The organism is Campylobacter sp. 1569 (genome assembly GCF_024723675.1).
GTDB lineage: Bacteria > Campylobacterota > Campylobacteria > Campylobacterales > Campylobacteraceae > Campylobacter_D > Campylobacter_D jejuni_C.
In genome coordinates, this window is record NZ_JANQDB010000035.1 from 1 (window position 1) to 1,943 (window position 1,943).

Consider the following 1,943-nt stretch of genomic DNA (forward strand, 5'->3'; position numbering starts at 1 on the left):
GATATACAAGGTGGTAAAGTTGGAAATAAAAACTCTACTACACATTTAGTTGGAAATGATTTAGTATTAAATCCTAGCTCTTTCGCAGGAAATAAAACCAATTATCTTACAGCTTTAAAAAGTGTTAGCATAGCAGCTAGTATGAGCGCATTTAAAGAGGGTGGTTATAAGTTTGTAGGTGCTGATGGTTTTACTTTAACTAATTATAATGAAATTGAAAATAAAGTTAAAAAAATAGACTTCAAACAATACCTTACTATAAACTCAGTAGATGAATGGGCTATATTTGCTGATGCTTGGAATAATGATAGAGGCGGTAAAGATGGTACCAGAAGTGTTAAAGAATTTAGACTTATAAATGACATATACTTTGAAAATGATTTTAAACCTGAGTATATGGTGGGGTATACAAGCTATAGTGGCTGGGATGGTGCCTTTACGTCTACTTTTAATGGTAATGGTTATACTTTGAACGATATCAAAATGGATTTAGATCAACTTAATATTTCTGACCCAAGATATAGAGTTATAGGTATTTTTGGTGCTGTTGATGGTGGTAGTATTAGAAATTTAAAAGTTAATAATGTTGATTTTAAGGTTAATGTAAATGGACAGTTTAATGCCATAAACATAGGTAGTTTGGTGGGAAAAACACAAAATAGCAAATTTGAAGATATAGAGCTTTCAAATATAAAACTTAGCGGAAATTATTTTCAAAATGCTGGTGGTTTTGCGGGTTTAAGCAAACAAGATGGGGAATATTCTCGTATTAAAATAAATAATGTATATATTGAAGCATTATATGGTGTAAATAGTGGAGGATTTATAGGTACTATTGATGGTGGAAAATTTTATGACATATCAATATATGGGAGAGAGGAAGATAACGGATATGGAATTATAAATGGTTCTTCTGGTGCCGGCGGTGGCTTTATAGGATTTATTGATAGAAATACAAATACTGATAGTATCTTTAAAAATATCAAAGTTGCGGATTTTAAAACTATCTTGGGCGGTAAGACTCATGGAGCTGGAGGTTTTATAGGGGATGCTAATTTATGGAATGGTGTAAATTTAAATTTTGAAAATATTGCAATAGAAAATATAGATAAGATAGAATCATACAAAGCGGCTGCAGGATTTTCTTCGTATATTGATGCAAATGTAAATGCTAAAAATATTACCATTAAAAATATAGGTGAAATTTACTCTATGGGTGGTAGTGTAGTAGGATTTGCTAACCAAATTTTAAGCTCTTACAGTACTATACATAATTTTGAAAACATAATGATAGATGGTATAGGAAATTTTAATCTTGGTTTTCAAAGTAATGGTAAAACCTCTGCAGCTTTTGCTAACACCATTTCTAATGGAACTTATAAAAACATATCAATAAATAACATCGAAAAAGTAACATTTGATGATTTTGATTCTGGTGATTTTTCGTTATTTGCTGGAAATGTTGGAGATGTATTCAAACCAAACGATAAGACTGTGTTTGAGAATATAATTATACATGGGGTTGAAAACATACAGGGTAGAAATGGCAAAATATTTTCTTTTGCAAGAGATCTTAGCGGGAATGTTGAATTGAATAATGTTTATATATTCTTAGATGGTAATTATCAAGGAAAAGAACAGTATTTGTTTGCTGATACTAGATTTGGACTAAATGAGAAGGTTAGTTTTAATAATGTAAATGTTTATCTAAAAAATGGAGTATTTGATAGAATTAAAGATAGTGAAGCAACTTACCAAGGCAAGATAACATTTGTTAAATTTGATGAAAATGAATTAGCAAGTAAAAAGCAAGATTTCATCACCTCCGCTCAAATAGCCACAGGAATACAATATGATCAAGCTTCTAATTCATTTAAAACTACCACTGACTTTGATATAACAAATCCTGATTTTAGCAACATAGGTGAAGGTGGAGAAGGTAG

1 protein-coding gene is annotated in these 1,943 nt (G+C 30.5%); it reads left to right on the plus strand.

Annotated features, from left to right (window positions below; all coding sequences use genetic code 11):
* Positions 1-1,943 (plus strand): hypothetical protein (locus CAMP5060_RS08010; protein WP_442863353.1); only part of this gene is annotated, 1,943 nt, incomplete at both ends.